The organism is Epilithonimonas sp. (genome assembly GCF_032054305.1).
In the GTDB taxonomy this organism is placed as follows: Bacteria; Bacteroidota; Bacteroidia; order Flavobacteriales; family Weeksellaceae; genus Epilithonimonas.
On the sequence record NZ_DAMBSX010000001.1, the window covers coordinates 856,299 to 878,568 of the forward strand.

Genomic DNA, 22,270 nt, shown 5'->3' on the forward strand with positions numbered 1-22,270 from the left:
TTTAAGCTGTTCAAGTCTATGATTCTGAACTTTTTATATTTTTAATTACTTCCAAAAATTGTGTTCCATACCGTATATCAGGTTCCATATAATTACCTTCGCCCCATTCATTCCAAGATTTAATGAACGTTATCTTTTTTTCTACGGGCTTATTTCTCATTACATTAAATACATTTCGTACGTGGTTTGCAAAATATTTTGGTGTAAAGTCATGTAATAGAAATCCTCCTCTACCACTTCTCGGCGTGTGATCCCAACCTGGTATTATTGATGGATAGACATCCGGTGCAGAATCGAACTCGGGATCAGTAAGATATTTGACTGCATTACTGTATTTTTCATATAAAGCAGTTTTAAACAATGACCTTTTAATTCTTGCAAATGAACGACTCAATTTGCTTTTGTGCTGTAAAACATCATAAATCCTTACTGCATTAATTGCATCAAAACCTAATCCGATTATTTTGTCTTTATCTCTAAAAGCATGTTGTGTCTGGCCTATAAAATGAATCCCTTCTAGTCCATTTTTAATGGCCAATTCTTGCCATTTTGTAATAAATTGAGCTACTTCCGGAAACTTCAATGGTTCATAGATCATGAATGCCGGCTTATTTTCAATCTTGATGTATCTAGGATCCTTGAATGCATCAAGTAGAGAATAGAAATGTGCCTCATATTCATTCTCATCGCCATAGATCTGCTCCATGAGAAGGTTTTTACTCACGCCTCCTTTATTATCCCAAAATTTTTCGTGCCAACTCTCGTTTGCCCAACATAGCATGAAAGGAAAGTCAGGTTCACCCAATCTCAAAACTTCATTGAATGGGTGTTCCAATAATCTCCTTCCGTTACCAAACCAATAGTGATAATAACAGAAGCCGTCAATTCCATACTCTTTTGCCATATCTGCCTGGCTTTTACGAACCTCGGGCAATCTTAGGTCATAGTATCCTAAATCTGCAGGCACTCTTGGTTGATAATGTCCTGGGAATAATGATTGGGCTCTACCGACATTTTTCCATTCTGTAAAACCTTTACCCCACCATTTATCATTCTCAGGAATCGGATGATACTGAGGCAAATACATTGCAATTACTTTACACACATTATTTTTATGATTCATGAAATATGATTTTTGAGTAAATTCTTATATAATACTTGAATATTTTCACACAATTGTTCTTGCGTGAAAGCTATATCGGCTCTTTTCTTTGCTTCAATTATTTTACTTTTGATTGCATCTGTATTTCTAGATGAACCCATAAAAGTCATACAATCTGTAAGTTCTTCTTCGGTATTGTATAACAAACTATAGGTATCATTTTGCAAAATCTCTAAAGTTCCCTCTGATGCCTTTCCAATTACAGGACAACCTACCAGCATAGCTTCAGCTGTTATTCTTCCGAAAGCTTCGTGATGAGAGGCAACTATACATGCTTTGGCTTTTTTTAACAATTCCAAAACATCAGACCGGTATCCCAGCAGCTTTATTCTTTTCTCCAGCCCTGCATCCTTTATTATATTTTTGATCTTTGTAGTATTTTCATCGTTCCCTGTACCACAAATAACAAGTTCTATATCCTTGTTTGTTTTTGAAAAACTAATAAAAGCAGACAATACATCATAGACTCCTTTTTTGGGCAATAATGATGCTGCAAAAATAAAATAATTCTCTTTTTCTAAATTGATCTCATCTAAAGATCGAGGCATTACACCATTATAAATGACAGATGCATTTTTTAGCTCAAAATATTTTTGAATGGACTCGGAAACACAAATTATTTTTTCACTGCGTTTAAGAAGTTTGATAAAATATTTTCTACCATATAAAATATTAAGATTATAATCCTTTGTCTGAAATTCTCTAATATGCCACAAGTGTGGGATCTTTAAAAACTTTGCTGCAAAGAAGCCTATTCTAATAACCCCCGAATTTGAGTGAATCACATCAAATTTATGTATCTTATGAAGTTTGCTAATAAGTTTTATAGTTTTGAAAAAAGAAAAATAATGCCTCATTAATCTAATTGGAAGCATTATAAAATCCTTTAGAGAGTCCAGGCTATATACGTCCCAGAAATAACGGCTCGTATAATATTTTATATCTCGCTTCTCAAGTTCGCTTATTATATTTCCTTTGTATGGCAGCAAAACAACAAAATTGATATCTTGTTGCAAACCATCAATAATATTGACCATTGACTTTGGAGCTCCATAAGCTACTGCATCGTGTGAAATAAAGAGAACGTTCATTATTATTCTATAATTTAACCAATGCGCCCATCTCATCAAGACAAGCCTTAGTGTAGAAGTCCATATATCCTCCTGATGACGTGAAGGTCATTTCCCCAAAATAGGCTTTACCACCTACTTCATAAAAATCCAATCGGACTTGTGGGATGTCTTTGACCAAGACTCTACATGCCTCGATCATTCTATCCAGTGATTCTGGTTTAGGAATATTAGCTTCGCACTTTCTGTAATGATCTACAAATACTGATTTCTCGGTATAAACATTCCAGTCCATATCATGTAATGCGACATAAGTTTCGGCTGCAATCTTCCGATTACTACAAGTCCACACATAATGTGGTTCTCCATTAAAACACCAAATTTTATAATCTATGAGTGAAGTTGAAACATCACTCTTATCATTGATTAATAGTTCTTCAGCAATGATAAGTGGTTTGATGGAAAAATAATGAGGTTCTGCGGTCATAATACCAAATTTAAGCTTCAACCATTTTTGAAGTTTAATTTTCACTTCCTTCTCATTGATCAAACTTTTATCTTTTACTATAAGGACAGTTCCCGATCCATTAGTAGTTTTAAGAACAAATGATTTTGGAAGTTTGGAAAAATCGATATCATCTGCTGAGGACCATACGCCATACAACTTTACCAACAAATCACCAAAACCTGCATCTTCGATATATTGCCTCACTGCATATTTATCCGAAAGCAAACTCCATTTTGTTGTATCTGAATTAAACTTTAACCAGTTGATCTTCTCATTCAGATCTTTTGGATTATCCCAATCTATTATTCTCTTACAATAATCATAATGGAGGATTGATGCTAATTTTTTAGGATTATGAAGCCCCAGATATCGTAACCATTGGTTGTATATTTCTCTTTTTATGAGAACTATAGGGTAAAAAATGACTCTTAACACATTTTTAATCTCGGTATTCTTCATTTTTTATTGTCTTATATATTTATTGAATACTTTATAAACTTATTAGTTTAAATCTGTTTGTGTTTTTTCGGACAAAAGTCTATTTTTTAATTATTTTTAACATCTTTTTTTCTGACTCATTCATTCCCCACAAATACATTACCGCCCAGTATAAAAAGGTATAAGTAAATATTTTCAAAATCAGAAGGCTTATATTAGAAGATAAATATGAATTTAAAATCCAACTTAATATGAAGATTGAAACTACTAAAATTAGAATTTTATGAGATACTTGTTTAAAAAAAACGAACATATTTAGTCCTAATCCTTTATGATAAAAAATAAGCATTACTATTTGAGCCATGAGCCATCCTAAACTTACTCCCAACATCATTCCTATTTCTTTATACTCTTTGGATAAATAATAACCCAAGATTAATCCTAATGGAAAAAAAATAAAATAAACCGTTACTTTGAACCGAACTTTATTATAGGCTTCTACCAAAGAATTTACAAAGCTTAAAATCAAAGGTATGGTATAAGATAACATAAATATGACAGCGATGATATAAGAAGATTTATAATTTTCACCAACCCATAACATTATAAACTCTCTTCCAAATAATATAAAACCTGTGAGGATAAAAAGTAAGATAAGTAAGGATATCCTTCCTAAACGTATCATCGTATTTAGAATTTCACTTTTAGTATTATTTATACTCATTTGAGTGGCACGAGGCAAAAATACACTAGATATCGCACCCGAAAAAGCGCCATAATAGCTACCAAGCATAACTCCGACTGCATAATATGCCACCGTTTTTGTATCGGTCACTGTTCCCAGAATGACCTGTCCCGCATTCCATATAAACTGACTTGTTATTGCCAGTAAAAAGATCCAAATAGAATAACTAAAGATAGTTTTAACACTTTTTTTATTTATCTCTTCAAACCCAAATTTGATATGTAATTTTTTGAATACAAATACTATTGTAATGGTGATAAAAATAATATTTAGAATTGTATCAGTAATTACAATAGAAATTGCTTTCCCACCAAAAGATAATATAGCTACAATTATAATTGCTCTAGAAATATATTTAATGATCGAAACCATTCTGGGCCAGACAAAATTTTCATAGGCATTGCAGATAGCGGTAAACGCACCGCCCGGTAAAGTTATAGCCATATTAAAAATAAGGATCTGGAACATTATCTTCGCCTTATCTGTTTGCTCCACAGAGAGCGATTTCGAAAAAAACCTGTCAAGATTAAAATAAAATAAAACGCCTATAAACACTATTAATAAGCTAATAGCAATATAGACTAAAAAGATGGTCCCTAAAAAATTCTGTTCTCCAGCTCGGTCACCCTCTGCTCTATACTTTGAAATAAATCTAATAATAGTGTTATTCAGCCCCAGGTCCATTAAGGACAGATAAGCTATCAACGATCCTATTAGAACATATAATCCATATTCTGAGTCTCCGAGAGAACGAATAATAAATGGAGTTAATACTAATCCTATAAGATTAGTTAAACCAATATTTACATAAGAAAGAATCGCTCCTTTTTTTAATTGACTCATAGTATTTTTCAGAAAAATTATAATCTGAACAAACGTTGATAGAAACTTTTCTTGTTGGAATCATTATAATATCCGTAGCCATATTTATATCCATATCTAGAATACTCTGGCTTAACATTATTAAGTACAAATACCATATTGTTGATCGAGTTGTCTTTTTTCAAATTAGAAGCAAACATTAACATTTCTTTCTCAGTAAACTCTGATTTTACGGTATATACCACGATGTCTGCAACATCAACCAAATGTAAAGAATCACTTACCAACATAACAGGTGCTGAGTCCAAAACGATGTAATCATAGATTTTTTTAAGTTCATCTATCATATCATCAAATTTTTTCATATCCAGCAGATCATTAGGATTAGGCGCCTTCGAGCCACTAAAAATAACATCCAAACTCTCCGACAAGCCTGACCCAACAATATATTTTTGAATGGAAATATTGTCTGATACCAAATAATTTGTTAAACCTTCTCGAGTCTCTTTCATATAGCGATGCAACTGAGGATTTCTGATATCCGCACCTATCAATATGACCTTCCCACTTCCTGCCAGACTTAGTGCTGCATTAGTAGATATTGTGGTTTTGCCTTCTCCTTTCACAGAAGATGTGACCAATATAACCCCTCCTTTCTGGATAGATTTTGTCCTTAAAATGAATTTGAGATTGGAAGTAAGTATTCGAAAAGATTCTGCAAAGATTGTAAAATCATTTTTCTCAATCAAGGGTTTTGCAATCTCACTATGAGGTACTTCAGAAATCAAAGGTATATTGGCCACTAATGCTTCTATATCGTCTTTTGACCGAACCTTGTTGTCCAGAACATTGACGATGAAGATAATTAATAATGGCAGAATCAACCCCAAAGATACAGCACCGATTTTCACCTGCGTATAATTAGGTGTCACAATACCTACTGTATAAGCCGGGTTTACCAATTTTGTTTTAGGAGTGGTAACCGCAAGTGTAATTGCGTTCTCCTCTCTTTTTTGAAGAAGATAAAGATAAAGAGATTCTTTAAGATTACGTTGTCTTTCTATATTTCTAAATACACGTTCCTGGGTGGGGAATTTTAAAATAGAGCCTTTGTCTTCGCCAATCTCCATGTTAGTTTTCCCAATGTTTTTCTGAGCCTGTCCTCTTGCTTCTTGTATGCTATTTCTAATAAGATAACTCAGTTCTGCGAGATCTTTATCAAAAGCCTTAATAGATGGATTATCATTTGTAGCTTGATTGAGAGTTCTTTTTTTCAGTAAAAGCTTTTCATTATACTGGTGGAGCAGTGCTTCTGTAGTTTCTGGCATTCCTAATCCAGTCGGAAAGAGTTGATCTTTTCCAGAGGAAGCCATATCATAAATAGAATTAAGAATCTGTAATTTAGATGACTCGTTGTATATATTCTCAACGTTTCCAGTTAGTCTATTAACTGCTATTCCTGCCTGAACATCAAGATCTGTTAGTTTGTTGGCTTTTTTGAAGTTTTCTTTATCCAACTCTATTTTTCCAAGATCACCAGAAATAAGGTCCAATCTGGCATCAATGAACTCAGCTGTATTTTGCGCTTCTGCATTTTTATCATTTACACCATCTAGATTGTACTGTTCGGTGAGCTCATTTAAAATATCTTCAGATTTGTTGGGTGCCTCTCCTATAAGCGAAATATCCATCAACAAACCTTTTGGAAGTTGTACCGTAATGCTTTTTTCCAATTGCATTTCAGCTATTTTATTACTTCTAAAGACAACTAAATTTCTATAAGGCAAATAACCTTTAAAATTTCTCTTGATAACAACGCTTCCCCAAGGCAACTTCACTATCTCACCATATTTAAAGGTATTTTTACTGTTAAGCAAAGGCCCTTCCGAAAACTTGAACGAGTTGTCATTTACTGGCTCAATAAAATAAGTCGCTTCTTGAAAATCCTTATCTGCAAATATAATTTTACCAGAATAAGGTGACATTTTGTAAAGTTCTACCTCTCTTATCTTTCCTTTTGCATAGAAACTAACATTAAGGTCGAGATTTTTGACCACTTTTTGAATGATTGGCTTGGATATAATCACCGCCGCCTCTCCTTGTAGTTCCTCGTCTCCGCTGATACCCATCCCTAGGTTTTTCAGGTCTGATAGTGCTCCTTTATCAGCATCGGACTCTTGAAAAAGCAATGTTGTTTTAGAAAGATATTGTGGTTGTGTATATTTTAAATAAAGAAACGCAGCAGTATAAAACAACACCATACTTAATAATATCCAAGGCCAATATTTAAGAAATTTAAAAATCTCCTTCTTAAAATTGATTTTTTTCTGGTGGCTAATGTTGGGGTCTAATAATTCCATTCAAAAATGTTATCTTGTAAATCTGACTAATAAAGCCGCAATGCTGACAGCCACCGTTATCAGCTGCCAAAATAAAGTTCTGTTAGGATTGGTATTGTTGGCCGCAATTTGCTTGTTTCTATCTGGCTCTACATAGATAATATCATTCTGCTGAAGATAATAATATGGAGAATTAACAATGCTCGCATCTGAAAAGTCTAAAGTGACCACAGAATCTTTTTTCGATTCCTCGGAGTAACGGATTAATTTTACATTGGTCCTATCCGCAGCGTCTGTCATATCTCCAGCCAGTGCCAAAGCCTGAAAAAGATTAATTCTTTCATTAGTTGAGGTTTTAGTCCCTGGACTTTTAACTTCTCCTATTAAATTGATATTCAAATTAACCAGGCGGATATCAACAATGGGATCGGTTAAATAGACTTTTAATCTGTGTTCTATATCTTCTTTCAGCTGTAGTTTTGTCATTCCCAGACAATACAACTTGCCCAAAACAGGAAATACCACAAACCCATCTGAAGAGACAGTATATCGACTTGCAATATTAACTGTACCAGATGACTCCTCCTCTGTAATATTAGTAGATGTAACCGTTGAAAGGTTAAATGGCTTAACAGCAATCTCATCGAATGCAGAAACCACAATTTCAAGGATATCACCTTCTTTTATTTTTAAACCTGTATACCTCGCCTGTGCAGTTTCTTTTTCAAAATTATGATTACTCATATAGACCATATTTTCTTTTGGCTTGCAAGAAAAGGTAAAAATGAATATGAGTAGTATAAATGTATATTTCTTCATTTTATCAAGGATGCAAAATATTGCATTTCGCAAATCTGTAATCTAATTATTATATTTACTAGCAAACTTAGTTTGTCTCTCCAAGATAGTAACTAAGACCAATTGCTAAAAATCTATTATAAGAAGATTGGGCGACATAATCCGGATATACTTTTGATAAACCTCTATCAAATCTAATAAAAACATCTAATTTATCATCCACCTTTACGCCAACTTTTGCAGAAATTCCGTACCCAAAACTATCCGCTTTCTGTCCCAGTCCAAATTTCGCCGGGTCATATCCTGCAGTCATCGCTTTGTTTACAGCATCTCCCTCCTCATTTTTTTCAGAGACTAAAAATTCAAACTTTGGACCAATCATAAAATATAAATCTCCCTTATACCCACTATTTCTAATGAAATATTTGAGATAAATAGGCACCCCAATATAAGTATTATTATATTTTTGTTGATTATTATCTTTTTCATTCCAAGATGCTTTTTCTCCTATTGCATATAATTCCAATTGAGGTGTAAGATATAACCATGCAGAATCATAAATATCATTAGGTACAATAGAAAAATCGGCAAAAAGACCTATACTTCCACCAAAATTACCTTTTGAGGCATTATGGATTCCCGCAATAGAGCCTTTGTGAAAACTTCCTGTTACGCCATACTTTATAGATTGCGAACTTACGGAACTGAATACCAATAAGGAAAATATAACAATTAGCTTTTTCATGAATTATAATTGATCAAATTTGGGACGAAATTAAGAATTTTTTATTTATTTTTAACAATTAATTTCAAATCTAAGGTTTATTTTCATATTAATTTAAATTAACGTAGATTCTTACTCATTTTTTAAAATTTCTAAAATCACGTCATACTCGAAGCCTTTCGAAATTAAATGCTTAATCGCCTTGGTTCTTTTCTGATAATTTTTAAGCCCTTTTTGCTTGGAAAAATAATCTACATAGATTTTATTGACAGTTTTCTCGTAGTCATTATCATCAATCTCATCCATACATTTTGAAATCAATTTTTCTGTGATGCCTTTTTGCTTAAGATTCATCTTGATCTTGTTTCTTCCCCAGTGCTTGATATAAAATTTACCTCGGATATAACTTCTGGTAAAACGTTCTTCATTAAGATAATTTTCTTTGATAAGATAAAGAAAAATCTCATCTTTAGCTTCTGGAATCAAGAGAAATTCCTTCATCTTCTGCTCCACTTCATAATGGCATCTGTCCTGATAAACACAATAGTTTACCAGCTTCAGTTTAATTTCATCGAAAGTAAGCGACTTTTTGTCCATAAAAAAAGAATGAACAAAGATGCTCATTCTTTTTTAATATTCAGAATTGTTTTTTTATTAATAATTGAAAAGCTCGTGATCTTCCATTAATTCATTGACTTTCGTTCTAACAGAAGATAAAACATCTTCGTTTTTAATATTATCTACGACTTCAGAAATCAGACCTGCAATAGTTTCCATATCGTTTTCTTTAAGACCTCTTGTCGTAATCGCTGCAGTTCCAAGACGAATCCCGGAAGTTGTGAAAGGCGATTTGTCATCAAAAGGAACCATATTCTTGTTACAAGTAATATCAGCTTTTACCAAAGCTTTCTCGGTTTCTTTTCCGTTTACATTTTTGTTTCTAAGATCAATCAGCATTAAGTGATTATCTGTTCCACCACTCACAATTTCAAAACCTAAATCTATCATTGATTTTGCCAAAGCCTGAGCGTTCGATTTTACCTGCTTAGCATAGACTTCAAATTTAGAATCAATTGCTTCCGCAAATGCAACAGCTTTCGCTCCGATTACGTGTTCTAATGGACCACCTTGGATTCCTGGGAAAACCGCACCATCCAAAACAGCGCTCATCAATTTAATTTCTCCTTTAGGTGTTTTGTGTCCGTAAGTATTTTCGAAATCTTTTCCCATCATAATCATCCCACCTCTTGGTCCTCTCAATGTTTTGTGAGTTGTAGTCGTTACCACGTGGCAGTGTTCGAATGGATTATTCAAAAGACCTTTTGCAACCAAACCGGCCGGATGTGCAATATCTGCCCAAAGTGTCGCTCCAATTTCATCCGCTACTTCACGGAATTTGGCATAATCCAAATCCCTTGAATAGGCAGAGAATCCTGCGATCAGCATTTTTGGCTTTTCTCTCAAAGCTACTTCTCTCATTTGGTCATAGTCAATCAGACCAGTTTCTTTCTGAACACCATAAGAACAAACCTGATATTGGATTCCTGAGAAATTAACCGCAGAACCGTGCGTCAAATGGCCACCCATAGACAAATCCATTCCCATCACTTTATCGCCAGGTTTAAGAACTGAAAGGTAAATTGCAGCATTCGCCTGAGAACCAGAATGCGGCTGAACATTTACATAATCTACACCGAACAATTCTTTTGCCCTGTCAATCGCCAGTTGTTCTACCTCATCCACCACTTCGCATCCGCCATAATATCTGCGTCCGGGATAACCTTCTGCATATTTATTGGTCAACACACTTCCCATTGCTTTCATCACGTTTTCGGAAACAAAATTCTCCGAAGCAATCAGTTCAATGCCGTGTGTTTGTCTTTGTCTTTCTTTTTCAATTAATTCGAAAATCGGGTCTTGCATTTCTTAGATTTATTTTTCCCAAAAGTAAGAAATTCTCGATAATTTTTTATAACTTTCATTGATTAACATTATTCAAAATGAAATCAAAGAAAAAATACAAAAAGGAACTCCTAAAATCTCTGAAACATCTTGAAGCTGCAGAAAGTGCTTCCCTAAGGGTAATGACGAATCTAATGCTTCTTAAGGAAATGAAAGAAAATAATATTAAATTTAAAAAAGGTGATGTATTTTCTTTCGAGGACGATATTTTTGATTACAGCGATGACAAAAACGTCCGTATTCTTGCCAAGCTCCGCAAGAAAACGATGAAAGCGATGCACAAACTGGTCGAAAACAACAATTTTAAAGATAAAGAGCTGAAGTTTTTGGCTTAATAAAATCATACAGTTAAAAATTCTCTGAATTCCCACCATACTTCCAATTGAGTGGAATTCATAACATAAAAAAATAATTCCCTTCATGTTGAAGGGAATTTTATTTAAAACAATGTCGGCTGTTCAGAAGCCATTGTCGGAATATGGATATCTGTCCCGAATTCTTTATTCACATTTTCAATAAAATAAGCCGATAATAATGGTGATGCTTTTTCCACATTCTGATGCACGAAGAAGTAAAGATTTTGCAAGCCTTCTTTTTTCCAGACTTTGATTCTCTCCAGCCAATCATCCAGTCTTGCATAATCGCTTTCCGCGTTGGCTCCAACATAGCGCACAAAAGCATTCGGTGTTGTCAGACGCATATGAAGCATATCTCTTCTTCCCGCAGTATCAACAATGATATTTGTAATGTTATTCATTTCAAATAATTCACAAACGGTGTTGAATACTTCTTCATCTGTAAACCATTCCGTATTTCTCAATTCGATTGCCAATGGAACTTCTTTTGGCCAATCCTGAACAAATTTTTCCAAACGCTCATAGTCTTTCGGTTTGAAATTATCGTGAAGCTGCAGAAAAACCATTCCCAATTTTTTATCGAAATTAAGAACTGCCGAAGCGAATTGTGTGACGACATCGGTAACATTAAGCAGTCTGCGAAAATGTGAAACTGTATTTGTTATTTTCGGGAAGAATTTAAAATCTTTTGGCGTTTTCTCTTTCCAGGTCTGGACCTGTTCTGCAGTCGGCATTCCATAAAAAGTAGCATTCAATTCAATCGAATTAAATTGAGTGGCATAATAAGTCAACTCGTCTTTTGTGCCTTTCGGATAAAAACCTTTGAGGTCGGTCTTGTTCCATTTTGCACAACCGATAGAAATATTATTCAACCCTTTTTTATTCTGATTGAGAATGAATTTGGTCTGAGGATGGTCTTTTGGCAAAGTAAAATCGATTTTCGACGGGTCAGCAACTTGTCCGAATTTCATTAGAATTAAAATTTAAAGTTCGAGGCTTAAAGTTAAGTAAAGTTTGATGATTTTAAACGCAAAGTCCGCAAAGATTTTTTTTGATTAACAGAATGCTTTTAAGTGCGCAAAGCCGTAAACTTAGCAAAGAAATTCAAACAAAAAACCACCTCGCTTTTGCAACAAGATGGTTTTTAATTATAAATTGTTAATTTTTAATTATTGTCTACGCTTCACAAGCAGAGCAAGTCACAAAGTTCACCATCAATTCTTTGGAAACCGAAGAACTTCTTTGGTAGTACAATGTTTTAACACCTTTTTTCCAAGCTTCTATCATTACATAGTTTACGTCTTTAACCGGCATTGTAGATGGAATCTGTAAGTTAAGCGACTGAGCCTGGTCAATATATTGCTGTCTCTGAGCAGCCTGAGAAACAATCTCCATAGGAGAAATCTCTCTGAACGTTTTGAATACCGCTTTCTCATCATCTGTCAAACCTTCAAGGTGTTGAACAGAACCGTGATTCAACATAATTGTTCTCCAAGTTTCTTCGTTGTCAAGACCTTTTTCGTCCAATAATCTAGCCAGATATTTGTTCTTACGCATAAAGTTTCCTTTTGCCAAACCTGCTTTATAATAGTTAGAGGCGAAAGGCTCAATTCCAGGAGAAGTTTGACCTAAGATTGCAGAACTAGAAGTTGTTGGCGCAATTGCCATTGTTGTTGTATTTCTCAATCCATAACCTTTCAACATATCTGGTTCTCCGTAGATGTTTGCCAATTCTTTAGAAGCAATTTCAGATTGCTCTTTGATGTGACGGAATGCTCTTGCATTGAACTGAGTCGCTTGGAAACTCTCAAACGGAATCATATTTTTCTGCAAATAAGAATGGTATCCAAGAACGCCCAAACCTAAAGCTCTGTGACGCATTGCAAAGTTTCTAGCTGATGTCAAGTAATAATTACCTTCAGTTTTTTCAATGAATTCTGATAGAACGGCATCTAGAAAATAGATTGCCAATTTCACAGCGTTTGTATCTTTCCACTCATCATACAATTCAAGGTTCATTGATGATAGACAGCAGATGAAAGATTCATTCGCAGTAGAAGGTAACATAATCTCTGAACAAAGATTACTTGCATTCACCATCAATCCTGCATCTTTATAAACCTGAGGTTTGTTTCTGTTTACGTTATCTGTGAAGAAAATGTAAGGCAAACCTTTTTGCTGACGGCTTTCCAAAACTCTTGCCCAGATTTTTCTCTTCTCCACATCGCCATCAATCATATCCTGCATCCAGTAATCTGGAACACAAACTCCTGTGAACAAGTTTTGAATTGGGCTTCCGATATCTTTGATACTCAAGAATTCTTCGATGTCGCCGTGGTCGATGTCAAGATAAGCAGCAAAAGCGCCTCTTCTCACGCCACCCTGAGAAACCACATCCATCGCAGTATCGTACAATTTCATAAAAGAAACCGCCCCGGAAGATTTTCCGTTGTCTGTAACCGCCGTTCCTCTGTTTCTCAATTCCCCGAAATATCCAGAAGTTCCACCACCGATTTTCGTCTGCATAATGACTTCACCCAATTTGTGCGTGATGCCTTCGATATTATCGGGAATATGAACGTTAAAACAAGATATCGGCAAACCGCGCTGTGTTCCCATATTGGCCCAAACCGGAGAAGAAAAACTGATCCAGCCTTTCACGATCATCTCTTTGAAAGCCGGCTGCAGTTCCGGTTTGTAAAGACGTTTTGCGGCTGCAGTCGTAATCCTGTCGATTGCGCCTTCTACAGTTTCCCCTTTCAGAAGGTAACCTCTGTTAAGCATTTGCTCAGATTCCTCATTGAGCCACCAGATATCTATATTCTCGTCCATCATAACTTTATTATTTTGCTTGCTAATTTTCTTTTTTAAATTTACTGAATTAGTTCAAAAGTATCTTCTTACTCCGTTCCAATTCTCCAACTTTTACTTTGTTGATGTGTGTAAAGGTCACATCATTATTAATCTCTTCAAATTGCTTTGCTTTTTTGATGCAATAATCAATTTTGTAGGCTACCGACATACATACTCTATGCCCTTTTGTCAAACCCATTCCCATATAAATGTATTCTCCTAATTGGAAATTGTCTGACTGGCTGTGTTCAATTTCTGAAATAATGTCTGAGTTCATAATTTATTTAAATTTAGTTGATGACTAATATTTAAATAAAACCAAAGCGACTCAGACTAATATTTGGCTTTATCACATAAAAAAGAAAACTCCAAGAATCTGTAAAGTATTTCTTAAAATTTTCTTTTTATTTAATTAAGTGATCGCTCACTTTGACCTTCGTTCTGTTGTCATTTTAGAAAGCTAGATTTTCTAATGGATGACAAATATGTGTTTGATGTCTTTAAAATCCTTCGACTACGCTCAGGATAACATCTCTAATACTATTTCTTTTTTGACGCTCGCTTCGCTCGCGATATTATTGCGCCCCGACTTGAGCGGAAATCCTTTTTGTGTAGCAAAGCGGAACAAAAAGATTGGGAGCGGAAGGCGGATAAAGGCGCCCAAATTATTTTAGAACAAATCGTTCGCTGTAATCGACTTGTCGTGTTTTGTATAATCTACCGGACGTTTTGCAAAGAAATCATCCATAGAGTTGGCGAAAACTTCCTCTTCGAACCAAACCATCGGTTTGTAATCTTCCGGCGTTACATTGTATCTGGTCTTCATTCCGATTTTCTTCAACGAGTCATCTACTCTGTATTTCATAAAATCTAGAAGGTTCTTTTTTGAGAATTTGTCCAATTCACCTAGTTCAAAAATCCAATCCAAGATATGTCCTTCCATTTCAATCGACTCATCCACCAAGTCATAAATCGCTTCGATATCGCTTTCTGTCAAAAGGTCTGGCTGTTCTTCACGGATTTTATTGATCAGATAGATTCCTGCATTGGCGTGGATCTGCTCATCAACAGAAGTCCAGGCAATGATGTTGGAAACATTTTTCATATAACCTTTGAACCTCGTGAACGACAAAATGATCGCAAACTGGCTGAAAAGTGAAACATTCTCCACCAAAATACTGAACAGCAACAGAGCCGACATATAAGCTTTCGGGTCGTTGGAATTAGCGTGCTGAAGTGCTTTTCCCAGATATTCGATTCTGTTTTTTACTGCTGGTACTTTAACAACGTCCAAGAACTCATCATTATATCCCAAAACTTCCAACAATCTGGAATAAGCTTCGGAATGACGGAATTCGCATTCTGCGAAAGTTGCGCCCAAACCGTTCAATTCTGGTTTTGGAAGATGTTGATAAAGATTTCCCCAGAATGTTTTCACATTCACCTCAATCTGCGCAATGGCCAATAAGGCATTCTTAACTGCATTTTTCTCGTGGGGCTCCAACTGGGAATGAAAATCCTGGACATCTGCCGTGAAATCTACTTCAGAATGTACCCAGAAGGATTTGTTGATTGCTTCTACGAATTGTAGAACTTCAGGATATTCAAAAGGTTTATAACTTACTCTTTTATCAAAAATTCCCATTATCAGCAGTTTTTTATCAATTATTAAATTTATTTGTGAGATGAAAGAACACGTAATCTACTATTCTCTAGCGAGTAACGAAATTACATCGGTTCTCCGAAGCGGTAAAACAAAAGTAGAAATTGAAGTCTAAAAATGAAAGGGCAAAAGGCGGAAAAATGGCAAAAAACTGACAATCATCGGCAAAAGTTTTCCACATTATGTTAAAAGCTCTATGAATAGGGATTTTAGGAGAATTTGTCTTTGCGTAAAGCTATTAATTGGCAATATTCAATTTAAACACATCAATAAAAATCCTTTAATAATAACCAGCAACAACCAAACAATAAACAAAGACAAAACCGCAGCTATTGCTGTTGATGTAAAAATGATTGAAATTTTTAACCTTCTGACTGTTTCTTGGAGAAACTGTGCGTCTTGATATATTCGGTGAAAGCTTCTTTGAGTTTGAATTCTATTGCAACCTTGTTAAAGTTCTTTCTATAATTTTTTGCGAGGTCATAAGCCTTGTCAGCATAAGCGAGAAAAATATCAAAATCATATTCGTCTAAACCGTATTCTGTATAATATCTCATATCGACAACAGATTTTACACGCTTATAGAATTCCTGCGTCTCTGAATAATCCGCTGTGGTTTTCGGATAAGATGTCGCTTTTCCGACTAAACCACTGATTGCGCCTGCCAATTTCATCAGATTCAGTTGTCCAGCCGCAAAATCGGGCTGTTTGAAAGCGGAAGGCGTTGAAGCTTTTGGAGCGACTTCATTGAGAGGCGTTCTCATATAATTGTTCATTGCGCCGTTGAGTGCGACAACTTTTGCAGGCGGATTGAGTCTTGTAACGTCTTTTTTCAAGATTCCGGTCGGTTTGAAACTGAGTTTGACTTCTTCTATTTCTTGTGGAATGGTTGTGAGTTTTATTTCAAGACTTTTTGAGAAATTATCTGATGTCAAGGAAATTAATTTCCTTTCATACCCTTGCCTCACGATTCTCAGCTCATCAGACGCTTTTGCCTGGATAGCGAAGTTACCCATTTTATCAGATTCTACAACCTGGTCTGTTCTGAGATTATAAATAGTTGCGTTTGGCAGTTTATCTCCACTTTCGTTGGTTATAGTTCCGAGGATATATTCTGATTGAGAAAATACCTTTATCGAGAATAATGTGATGAGAAGAAATAATAATTTAATTTTCACGCAATTAAGTTTGCACAAAATTAGCTTTAATCACTTCTGATATTGTGACGAAAAGGTTTTCAAAGTGATAGTTTAACCGACTTTAACCTGTTTTGTGATTTTTTTAGAATTTGGAGGTTTTGGTTTTGTTAAAATTGTTGGCTTCGAAGTTTGTTTGAACGCAAATACCACAAGTTTTTTATCATTATTAAGATTATTTTAAGGCTCGCAATGGTGCTTTGCTCAGCAATTTGTAAGGTTCTCGTTGATTTTAGGGATTTTGCTGAATTTTTTTCTATCCGAAAAGTTTATAATGATTGACCAAGCTTGTTTTTTGCGCAGCTGCATGGGATGGTAGTGGAAATCCTTTTTGTCTTCGTTGAAATGTGCTTAGAGACCCTAAGCATGACAAGACAAAAAGATTGTAGCGGACAGCCCGGCCCGAGGTGTGGCCCTTCGAGAGCCTCAGGATGACAAGCTCTGGCCAGGGGCACGCCCAAATTTAGTTTTTGGTAATTAGTTGTTAGTTGACGGTTTTATTTGTAAATTTGTAGTCTTATTTCAAAACGGGGTTGACTGGTTTCGACAGCAAGACCAATGGGTAAGTAAGCATGCAGAGAACCGTAGCGCGATCTCTTAAATCCCTTGCTACAAAATTTTAACTGGCAACGAAGAGTTCGCTCTTGCAGCTTAATAATCGAAGTTTAGTAGATTCAAGCGTTTCCCGAAGATAGTAAGGAAGCAAGATGTCTCACCAATGTTCTGTTCTGCGACGTTGGATTCTGGGATATAGGAATGCGGAAATAAGGTCTTGGAAGCTTCGGTCAAGACTCAAAAATTTTAGAAGCTAAGGTTTAGGTTGGGTGTTCGCTCTCTGCCTGAGCTCGAAAATCAATAGCGAAATAAGCATGTAGAAAGCTTGCGTATTGCTTGTTTGGACGAGGGTTCGAATCCCTCCAACTCCACTTAAACCGTCTATTTTAGGCGGTTTTATTTGTTTTTAGACAACATTTAGACAACAATTTGATTTTTTCTTAGTTTTATAATTATTTAAAAACTGTTAGTTGCATGTAACTATTTGGATAAACAAACAATCATTTTCGCTATTTAGAAAACAAGGTATTTATTTTTATTAATCTTATTCTAAAAACAGCAAAAAGATATAACTCAAAAATAACACCTCATACATACCATAACCTCTCGCTTTTACTAAAGTTTTTTTCATAAATATTTTTCGCTTGATACACCCCGCATCAATAAAATCCGTTTTCCTTTTCAAGTAAGGGTGGGGTAATTTCTATATAGACCCTTTTCTCTCAAATTTTGTAAATTTTATCAACCTCTTTTGTAAAATATTTTACTTCTGTTAGATATTGTTAGATTAAAGAATGGATTAACCAATAAATAGTAAATTTATAGGAATTTTTTTTAACCCTATCAATCTTAATCTAATCTTAACTACTAGAACAAAAGAGCTTTTATATATTCTTAGAATAGATAGGTGTTCCAAATAGCATGACTTTCATTTATTAATGGATAGTTATTCGTAGACACTATTCTATTAGAATACATCTTTCGGCAAGAATGTCTGCTTCTAACCTTTTATATTTATCTTCTCTTATATTTCCATTTGCATATCTCACTTTTATTTTATCATTTCTACCAAACTTTTTAACACTGATAGGTCTTATTGTCTGGGATGATAGTTTAATTTGATTTAATTGATTTGAAATTGATTTCAATCCAGTTTCATCAATCATCGATAATTTTTCACCATTGGATTCTTGTATTAATTTTAAGGCTATATCTGCAAATCTTGAGGCTTTTATTTTATCTTTTTTGCTAAAAAATAAATTAGAATACCAGTAATAGATGATTATCGATTCATATTTTAAATTTTCATTTTTTTCAATCTCTGGAATTAAAATTTCACATAATTGTATGCCTTTGTTGACCTCTTTTCTATCTGAATATAATTTTATACAAAAGGCAAACACGTAAATATCGGCATTGGTTGGAGTTTTTATTTCTTTAAAAAGAAACAAATATTTTTCAAACAATTTTAGAAAAATAGAATTATTTTCTATAGAAATAAACAACATATCTCTAAAAATATTTAAAAGTAAACTATTTTCAATTTTGTCAGAAAAGTGAATTAAATAATCTAAAATCTCTTTTTGATTATTCCTTGAGATTATGCTTACCTCATATATTATTTCAGGAATATTTTTATTGACTATTAGTTTGTTATGAACATACTCTAATAGCCTATCAAATAATGTCTTATCTTCTGCTTTGAAAGCGAGCTCTAAATAGAAATAAATATGGACTTCTTTAAAGCTGATTGGGTATGAATCGTTTTTTTCAAACCTTAAATCATTGCCAATAATTCTATTAACAATCTCTATAATAAATTCATCTGTTTTACTATCCAATAAATAATGCTGATTAAGAAGTAAGAATAGCGAATCAGAAATATTGCTATATTCAAGCGCTTGTTTTAGTTTCTCAATCGCATTCTCTCTTTCATTCTCTCTTTCTAAAATTTCTGATTGATAATAAAGTGATAAAGTTCTTAGTTGGGCTAACTCTACTTCTTCTTCATTATTAGAATTAAATGTCGATTTGTAAAGTCTTTCAAACAAGTTTAATGCTCTATCATTATCTTCAATTTTTACCGCCAAATTTAGCAATGCGTTATGATAAGCGTGTGTGTTACTTTCCACTTCAATGGCTTTTTCAAGAGTTTCAATAGCTTTAATATCTCCTAAAGCCATTTGGCAAACACCCAAAAAAGCAAGAGCATCATTTTTGTGTTCAACATTTTTATATTCATACGAAAAATATTTTTCGGCATTTTTATAATCATGTATTTTAATATATGACAACCCTAAAAAATAATTACTTCCCTCTACTTCTTTTTCCTTTGTTGATTTTTGAATAACTTCTTGAAAAACCTCTATCGCTAATGTAAAATTCTTTTCAGAAAATGAAGTTAGTCCTAAAACATATGTATATTCTCTTTCTCTTTCAATAGATTTAATCCAATCTTCCGAAAGACTTAACTCAATTATTCTGTTTTTTATATGGGTTTCTTCATTAAATTTGGAATTAATTATTCCATATAAGTATAATTTTCTTTTAATATCATCGCTAATATCATAAGTACTTTGCTTATGTATGCTCAGTATCGCTTTTCTAATGTCTTTGTTTGATTTAGCCAATTCTCTTATATGGTCAATAGGAGCAATATCAAAACTTGTTAAATACTTCTTTATTATAATATTCTTTAATATTTCGGAGTTTATTTCTCCTTTATTTATAAGATAATTTTCCACCTCAGCACAAACGTCAAAAGTTAACCTAGGGTTTCCATTAGTCCAACCAAATATTTCATCTGCAAAAGCTTCGGATATTTGTAATCTGCTTTTTTCAATAAAGCTATTATGTTCTTCTTTAGTAAAATCGTCAAGATAAATTTTATCCCCTATATTAAAAGGAGACTTGTTTTTATCTTTTATCAATTCTGTTGGCTCAATAACTCCTGATAATACGTAAGTCAATCTTTCAAGAACAGGATAGTTCGTTCTTGAAAAATAATTACTTCTAATTTGAGCAAAAATATTATCGGAATAATTTATACTTTTCAAAGCGTCAATTTCGTCTAAAATGATTACCAAATCCCCTTGAAAATGATTTAATATTTTTATTAGACTTCTTGAATACTCATTATGTGGAGGTAAATCTTTTTCACGTATTTTTTCAATATCAACTTCTATTGATTCAAAAACAGCCAGATTAGGTTCTATAATGCTGTTTATTATGTTCCTATAACAATCTCTTTCGGTATTATATAAATTTGATAAATCAACATAGGCAAATAATCGATTATCATTTTCTAGTGTTCTTTTGGCGTTAAATAGAAGGTTTGTTTTTCCCATTTGCCTTGCTACTAAAACATAACCTGGTCTTTGCATTTCCTCAATAATTCTTTTTAATTGAGTATCTGCGTATCTATCAACGTATAATGGTTGGGGTATTGTAGTATATTTTTTGAGTACTTTTTCCATTATGAAACTAATTCAGAAGTTGTTTTTTTTATGGCATTATCAATTGAGATTGTATTAACATTGTCTAATGCGATTATTTTTCTAAAAATTGATTTTAATATTCTAGGAGAGTCTTTAGAAGAAGTTAGTATTGCTTCTTTACTGTCTTTTAAATCAAGGTTTAAAGATGTTGCTAAAACTTCATAAAAATTTTCTATATCCTTACTCCAATCGTTGCAATCAATGTATTGAAAATATTCGGTGGCTTTTGATTGATTATCAATTATTTCTTGGGGGCTAGAAATCGTAGAAACGACAAATTTTAATTGACTATCTTCTATTGAGTTATTGTAATGAATAACCAAGTTCATCAAGTCAGTTGCTATCTTTTTAAGTACATCATTGTCCTTTACAGAAAGCTCATCAATTACAATGATAATTTTCTTTTTGTTTTCATTCCCTAAAATATGGGTAATTTGTTTTATTCGATTAGTCTTAGAACAATCTCTTTCGGTGCAAAAACGTTCTTCCACTTTGCAAAGAATTTCTTCGATAACTTGGTCAGAACTACTGATATCGACGGGACTTAAATCGCAAAAACAGTATTCTATTTCGTTTTTAGTTAAGTTTCTATTTACTAATGCTGTTTTTCCAATTCCTGAACTTCCAAAAACCCATATGTTGCTTATTTTCAAAGAATTTATAAACTCCTTATCTACTTCTCTTTCAAAATAATATGATTCACATTTTTTTGAATAGTTATTGAATAGTACAATTTGAGGATTAATATCTACAGGAATTTCAGGTTTTTTAGGTACTACAGCGTGGAGTATTGCATCAATTTTTAGTGAATCTTCAATCTTGAAATATTGATTGTATAGATTATGTTCTTTCAATAAATCGATTAATTCATTTCCATTTTTAATCTTGATAAAATCAATTTCTTTGCTATGCTCTTTAATCTTTTTTGTTTTCCATTCAAACCACCAAGAGTTTTCATTAATATCGATAATTCGAGGAATACAGAGTATCCATTCTTTTAACTCATATTTCTCTGATTCGATAGCTGTTTTGAAAGAATCTCTAATTTGATTCTTTTGACTATCTCCAAATGAGTCTAAAAAGAACTTACATTGAATAACAGTTATTGGCTCAACTCCAAATTCTCCAATAAAAACATCAATACCGCCATCTCCTACAGTTACTTTCATTTGGCTTACGTGTTTGTCAGGATTCATTTTCCTAAACAATGATTCGCATGCATTTTCAAATTCTTCTCTAGCTCCTGCAATATTTCCGTATAATGCTTTAAAGTCAGACCAATTTCTATTCATCTAAGTTAATATTAACTACTAAATTTCTAATATAATCTTTTGGGTCATTATCTAGTTTGACTAATACCCCAATCTTTTTCAAAGGCGATATAAACTTATTGATTATATACAAGTGTTTTCTCTTTTGACTTGCTTTTTTTATTCCTAGATGTTAAAAAAAGATTTTATAATCATAATATGTATAAATTCTACATCCTTACAAATTTAACTAAAAAAAGTTCTCATAAGACAGAGAACTGAACTTGCAACTATTTTTGAGACAAAATTTATATACTCTTTATGCTACATTT

Annotated in this window: 17 protein-coding genes and 1 other RNA gene; 2 read left to right on the plus strand and 16 right to left on the minus strand. The window is 33.5% G+C overall.

Annotated elements, in window-relative coordinates; all coding sequences use genetic code 11:
- Positions 1-16: 16 nt before the first annotated feature.
- The 9 genes from RTX21_RS03915 to glyA form a co-directional block, all read right to left on the minus strand.
- Positions 17-1,123: a glycoside hydrolase family 99-like domain-containing protein gene (locus RTX21_RS03915; RefSeq protein ID WP_312765414.1), complete on the minus strand. Its 1,107-nt coding sequence runs from the start codon at positions 1,121-1,123 to the stop codon at positions 17-19.
- Positions 1,120-2,253, minus strand: a complete 1,134-nt coding sequence (locus RTX21_RS03920) for a glycosyltransferase (RefSeq protein ID WP_312765415.1) — start codon at positions 2,251-2,253, stop codon at positions 1,120-1,122. Before RTX21_RS03920 ends, RTX21_RS03915 begins: the two co-directional genes overlap by 4 nt.
- Positions 2,254-2,260: 7 nt before the next feature.
- Positions 2,261-3,199, minus strand: a complete 939-nt coding sequence (locus tag RTX21_RS03925) for an ATP-grasp fold amidoligase family protein (protein ID WP_312765417.1) — start codon at positions 3,197-3,199, stop codon at positions 2,261-2,263.
- A 79-nt stretch (positions 3,200-3,278) separates the two neighbouring features.
- Positions 3,279-4,766, minus strand: a complete 1,488-nt coding sequence (locus RTX21_RS03930; protein WP_312765418.1) for an oligosaccharide flippase family protein — start codon at positions 4,764-4,766, stop codon at positions 3,279-3,281.
- A 17-nt stretch (positions 4,767-4,783) separates the two neighbouring features.
- A complete protein-coding gene (locus RTX21_RS03935; protein ID WP_312765420.1) occupies positions 4,784-7,105 on the minus strand; it encodes a polysaccharide biosynthesis tyrosine autokinase in 2,322 nt (773 codons plus the stop codon).
- Positions 7,106-7,114: 9 nt separating this feature from the next.
- A complete protein-coding gene (locus tag RTX21_RS03940; protein ID WP_312765421.1) occupies positions 7,115-7,828 on the minus strand; it encodes a polysaccharide biosynthesis/export family protein in 714 nt (237 codons plus the stop codon).
- A gap of 142 nt (positions 7,829-7,970) precedes the next feature.
- Positions 7,971-8,627 carry a porin family protein gene (locus tag RTX21_RS03945; protein ID WP_312765422.1) on the minus strand — a complete coding sequence of 219 codons (657 nt, stop codon included), beginning with the start codon at positions 8,625-8,627 and terminating at the stop codon, positions 7,971-7,973.
- Positions 8,628-8,738: 111 nt separating this feature from the next.
- Entirely contained in the window at positions 8,739-9,230 is a 492-nt protein-coding gene (locus tag RTX21_RS03950) for a regulatory protein RecX (RefSeq protein WP_409414966.1), read from the minus strand.
- A gap of 30 nt (positions 9,231-9,260) precedes the next feature.
- Positions 9,261-10,529, minus strand: a complete 1,269-nt coding sequence (gene glyA, locus RTX21_RS03955; protein ID WP_312765423.1) for a serine hydroxymethyltransferase — start codon at positions 10,527-10,529, stop codon at positions 9,261-9,263.
- Between the two features lie 77 nt (positions 10,530-10,606).
- Between glyA and RTX21_RS03960 the strand changes: the two genes are divergently transcribed.
- Positions 10,607-10,903 carry a hypothetical protein gene (locus tag RTX21_RS03960; protein ID WP_248874591.1) on the plus strand — a complete coding sequence of 99 codons (297 nt, stop codon included), beginning with the start codon at positions 10,607-10,609 and terminating at the stop codon, positions 10,901-10,903.
- A 104-nt stretch (positions 10,904-11,007) separates the two neighbouring features.
- On the opposite strand, the gene RTX21_RS03965 is transcribed toward RTX21_RS03960, so the two are convergent.
- The 5 genes from RTX21_RS03965 to RTX21_RS03985 form a co-directional block, all read right to left on the minus strand.
- Positions 11,008-11,895, minus strand: a complete 888-nt coding sequence (locus tag RTX21_RS03965) for a DUF72 domain-containing protein (protein ID WP_312765426.1) — start codon at positions 11,893-11,895, stop codon at positions 11,008-11,010.
- A gap of 205 nt (positions 11,896-12,100) precedes the next feature.
- Complete coding sequence (locus tag RTX21_RS03970; protein ID WP_312765461.1) at positions 12,101-13,783, minus strand: ribonucleoside-diphosphate reductase subunit alpha; 1,683 nt, start codon at positions 13,781-13,783, stop codon at positions 12,101-12,103.
- 22 nt (positions 13,784-13,805) lie between these two features.
- The gene (locus RTX21_RS03975) at positions 13,806-14,054 is read right to left on the minus strand and encodes a hypothetical protein (protein WP_312765428.1); all 249 of its coding nucleotides are present in this window, start codon (positions 14,052-14,054) and stop codon (positions 13,806-13,808) included.
- A gap of 393 nt (positions 14,055-14,447) precedes the next feature.
- Entirely contained in the window at positions 14,448-15,422 is a 975-nt protein-coding gene (locus tag RTX21_RS03980; RefSeq protein ID WP_312765429.1) for a ribonucleotide-diphosphate reductase subunit beta, read from the minus strand.
- A 380-nt stretch (positions 15,423-15,802) separates the two neighbouring features.
- Positions 15,803-16,618: a carboxypeptidase-like regulatory domain-containing protein gene (locus tag RTX21_RS03985; protein WP_312765430.1), complete on the minus strand. Its 816-nt coding sequence runs from the start codon at positions 16,616-16,618 to the stop codon at positions 15,803-15,805.
- A 547-nt stretch (positions 16,619-17,165) separates the two neighbouring features.
- Between RTX21_RS03985 and ssrA the strand changes: the two genes are divergently transcribed.
- Positions 17,166-17,565: a transfer-messenger RNA gene (gene ssrA / locus RTX21_RS03990) on the plus strand.
- A 585-nt stretch (positions 17,566-18,150) separates the two neighbouring features.
- On the opposite strand, the gene RTX21_RS03995 is transcribed toward ssrA, so the two are convergent.
- Positions 18,151-20,667 carry an AAA-like domain-containing protein gene (locus RTX21_RS03995; protein ID WP_312765431.1) on the minus strand — a complete coding sequence of 839 codons (2,517 nt, stop codon included), beginning with the start codon at positions 20,665-20,667 and terminating at the stop codon, positions 18,151-18,153.
- Positions 20,667-21,980: a restriction endonuclease gene (locus RTX21_RS04000; RefSeq protein ID WP_312765432.1), complete on the minus strand. Its 1,314-nt coding sequence runs from the start codon at positions 21,978-21,980 to the stop codon at positions 20,667-20,669. Before RTX21_RS04000 ends, RTX21_RS03995 begins: the two co-directional genes overlap by 1 nt.
- Positions 21,981-22,270: the final 290 nt, after the last annotated feature.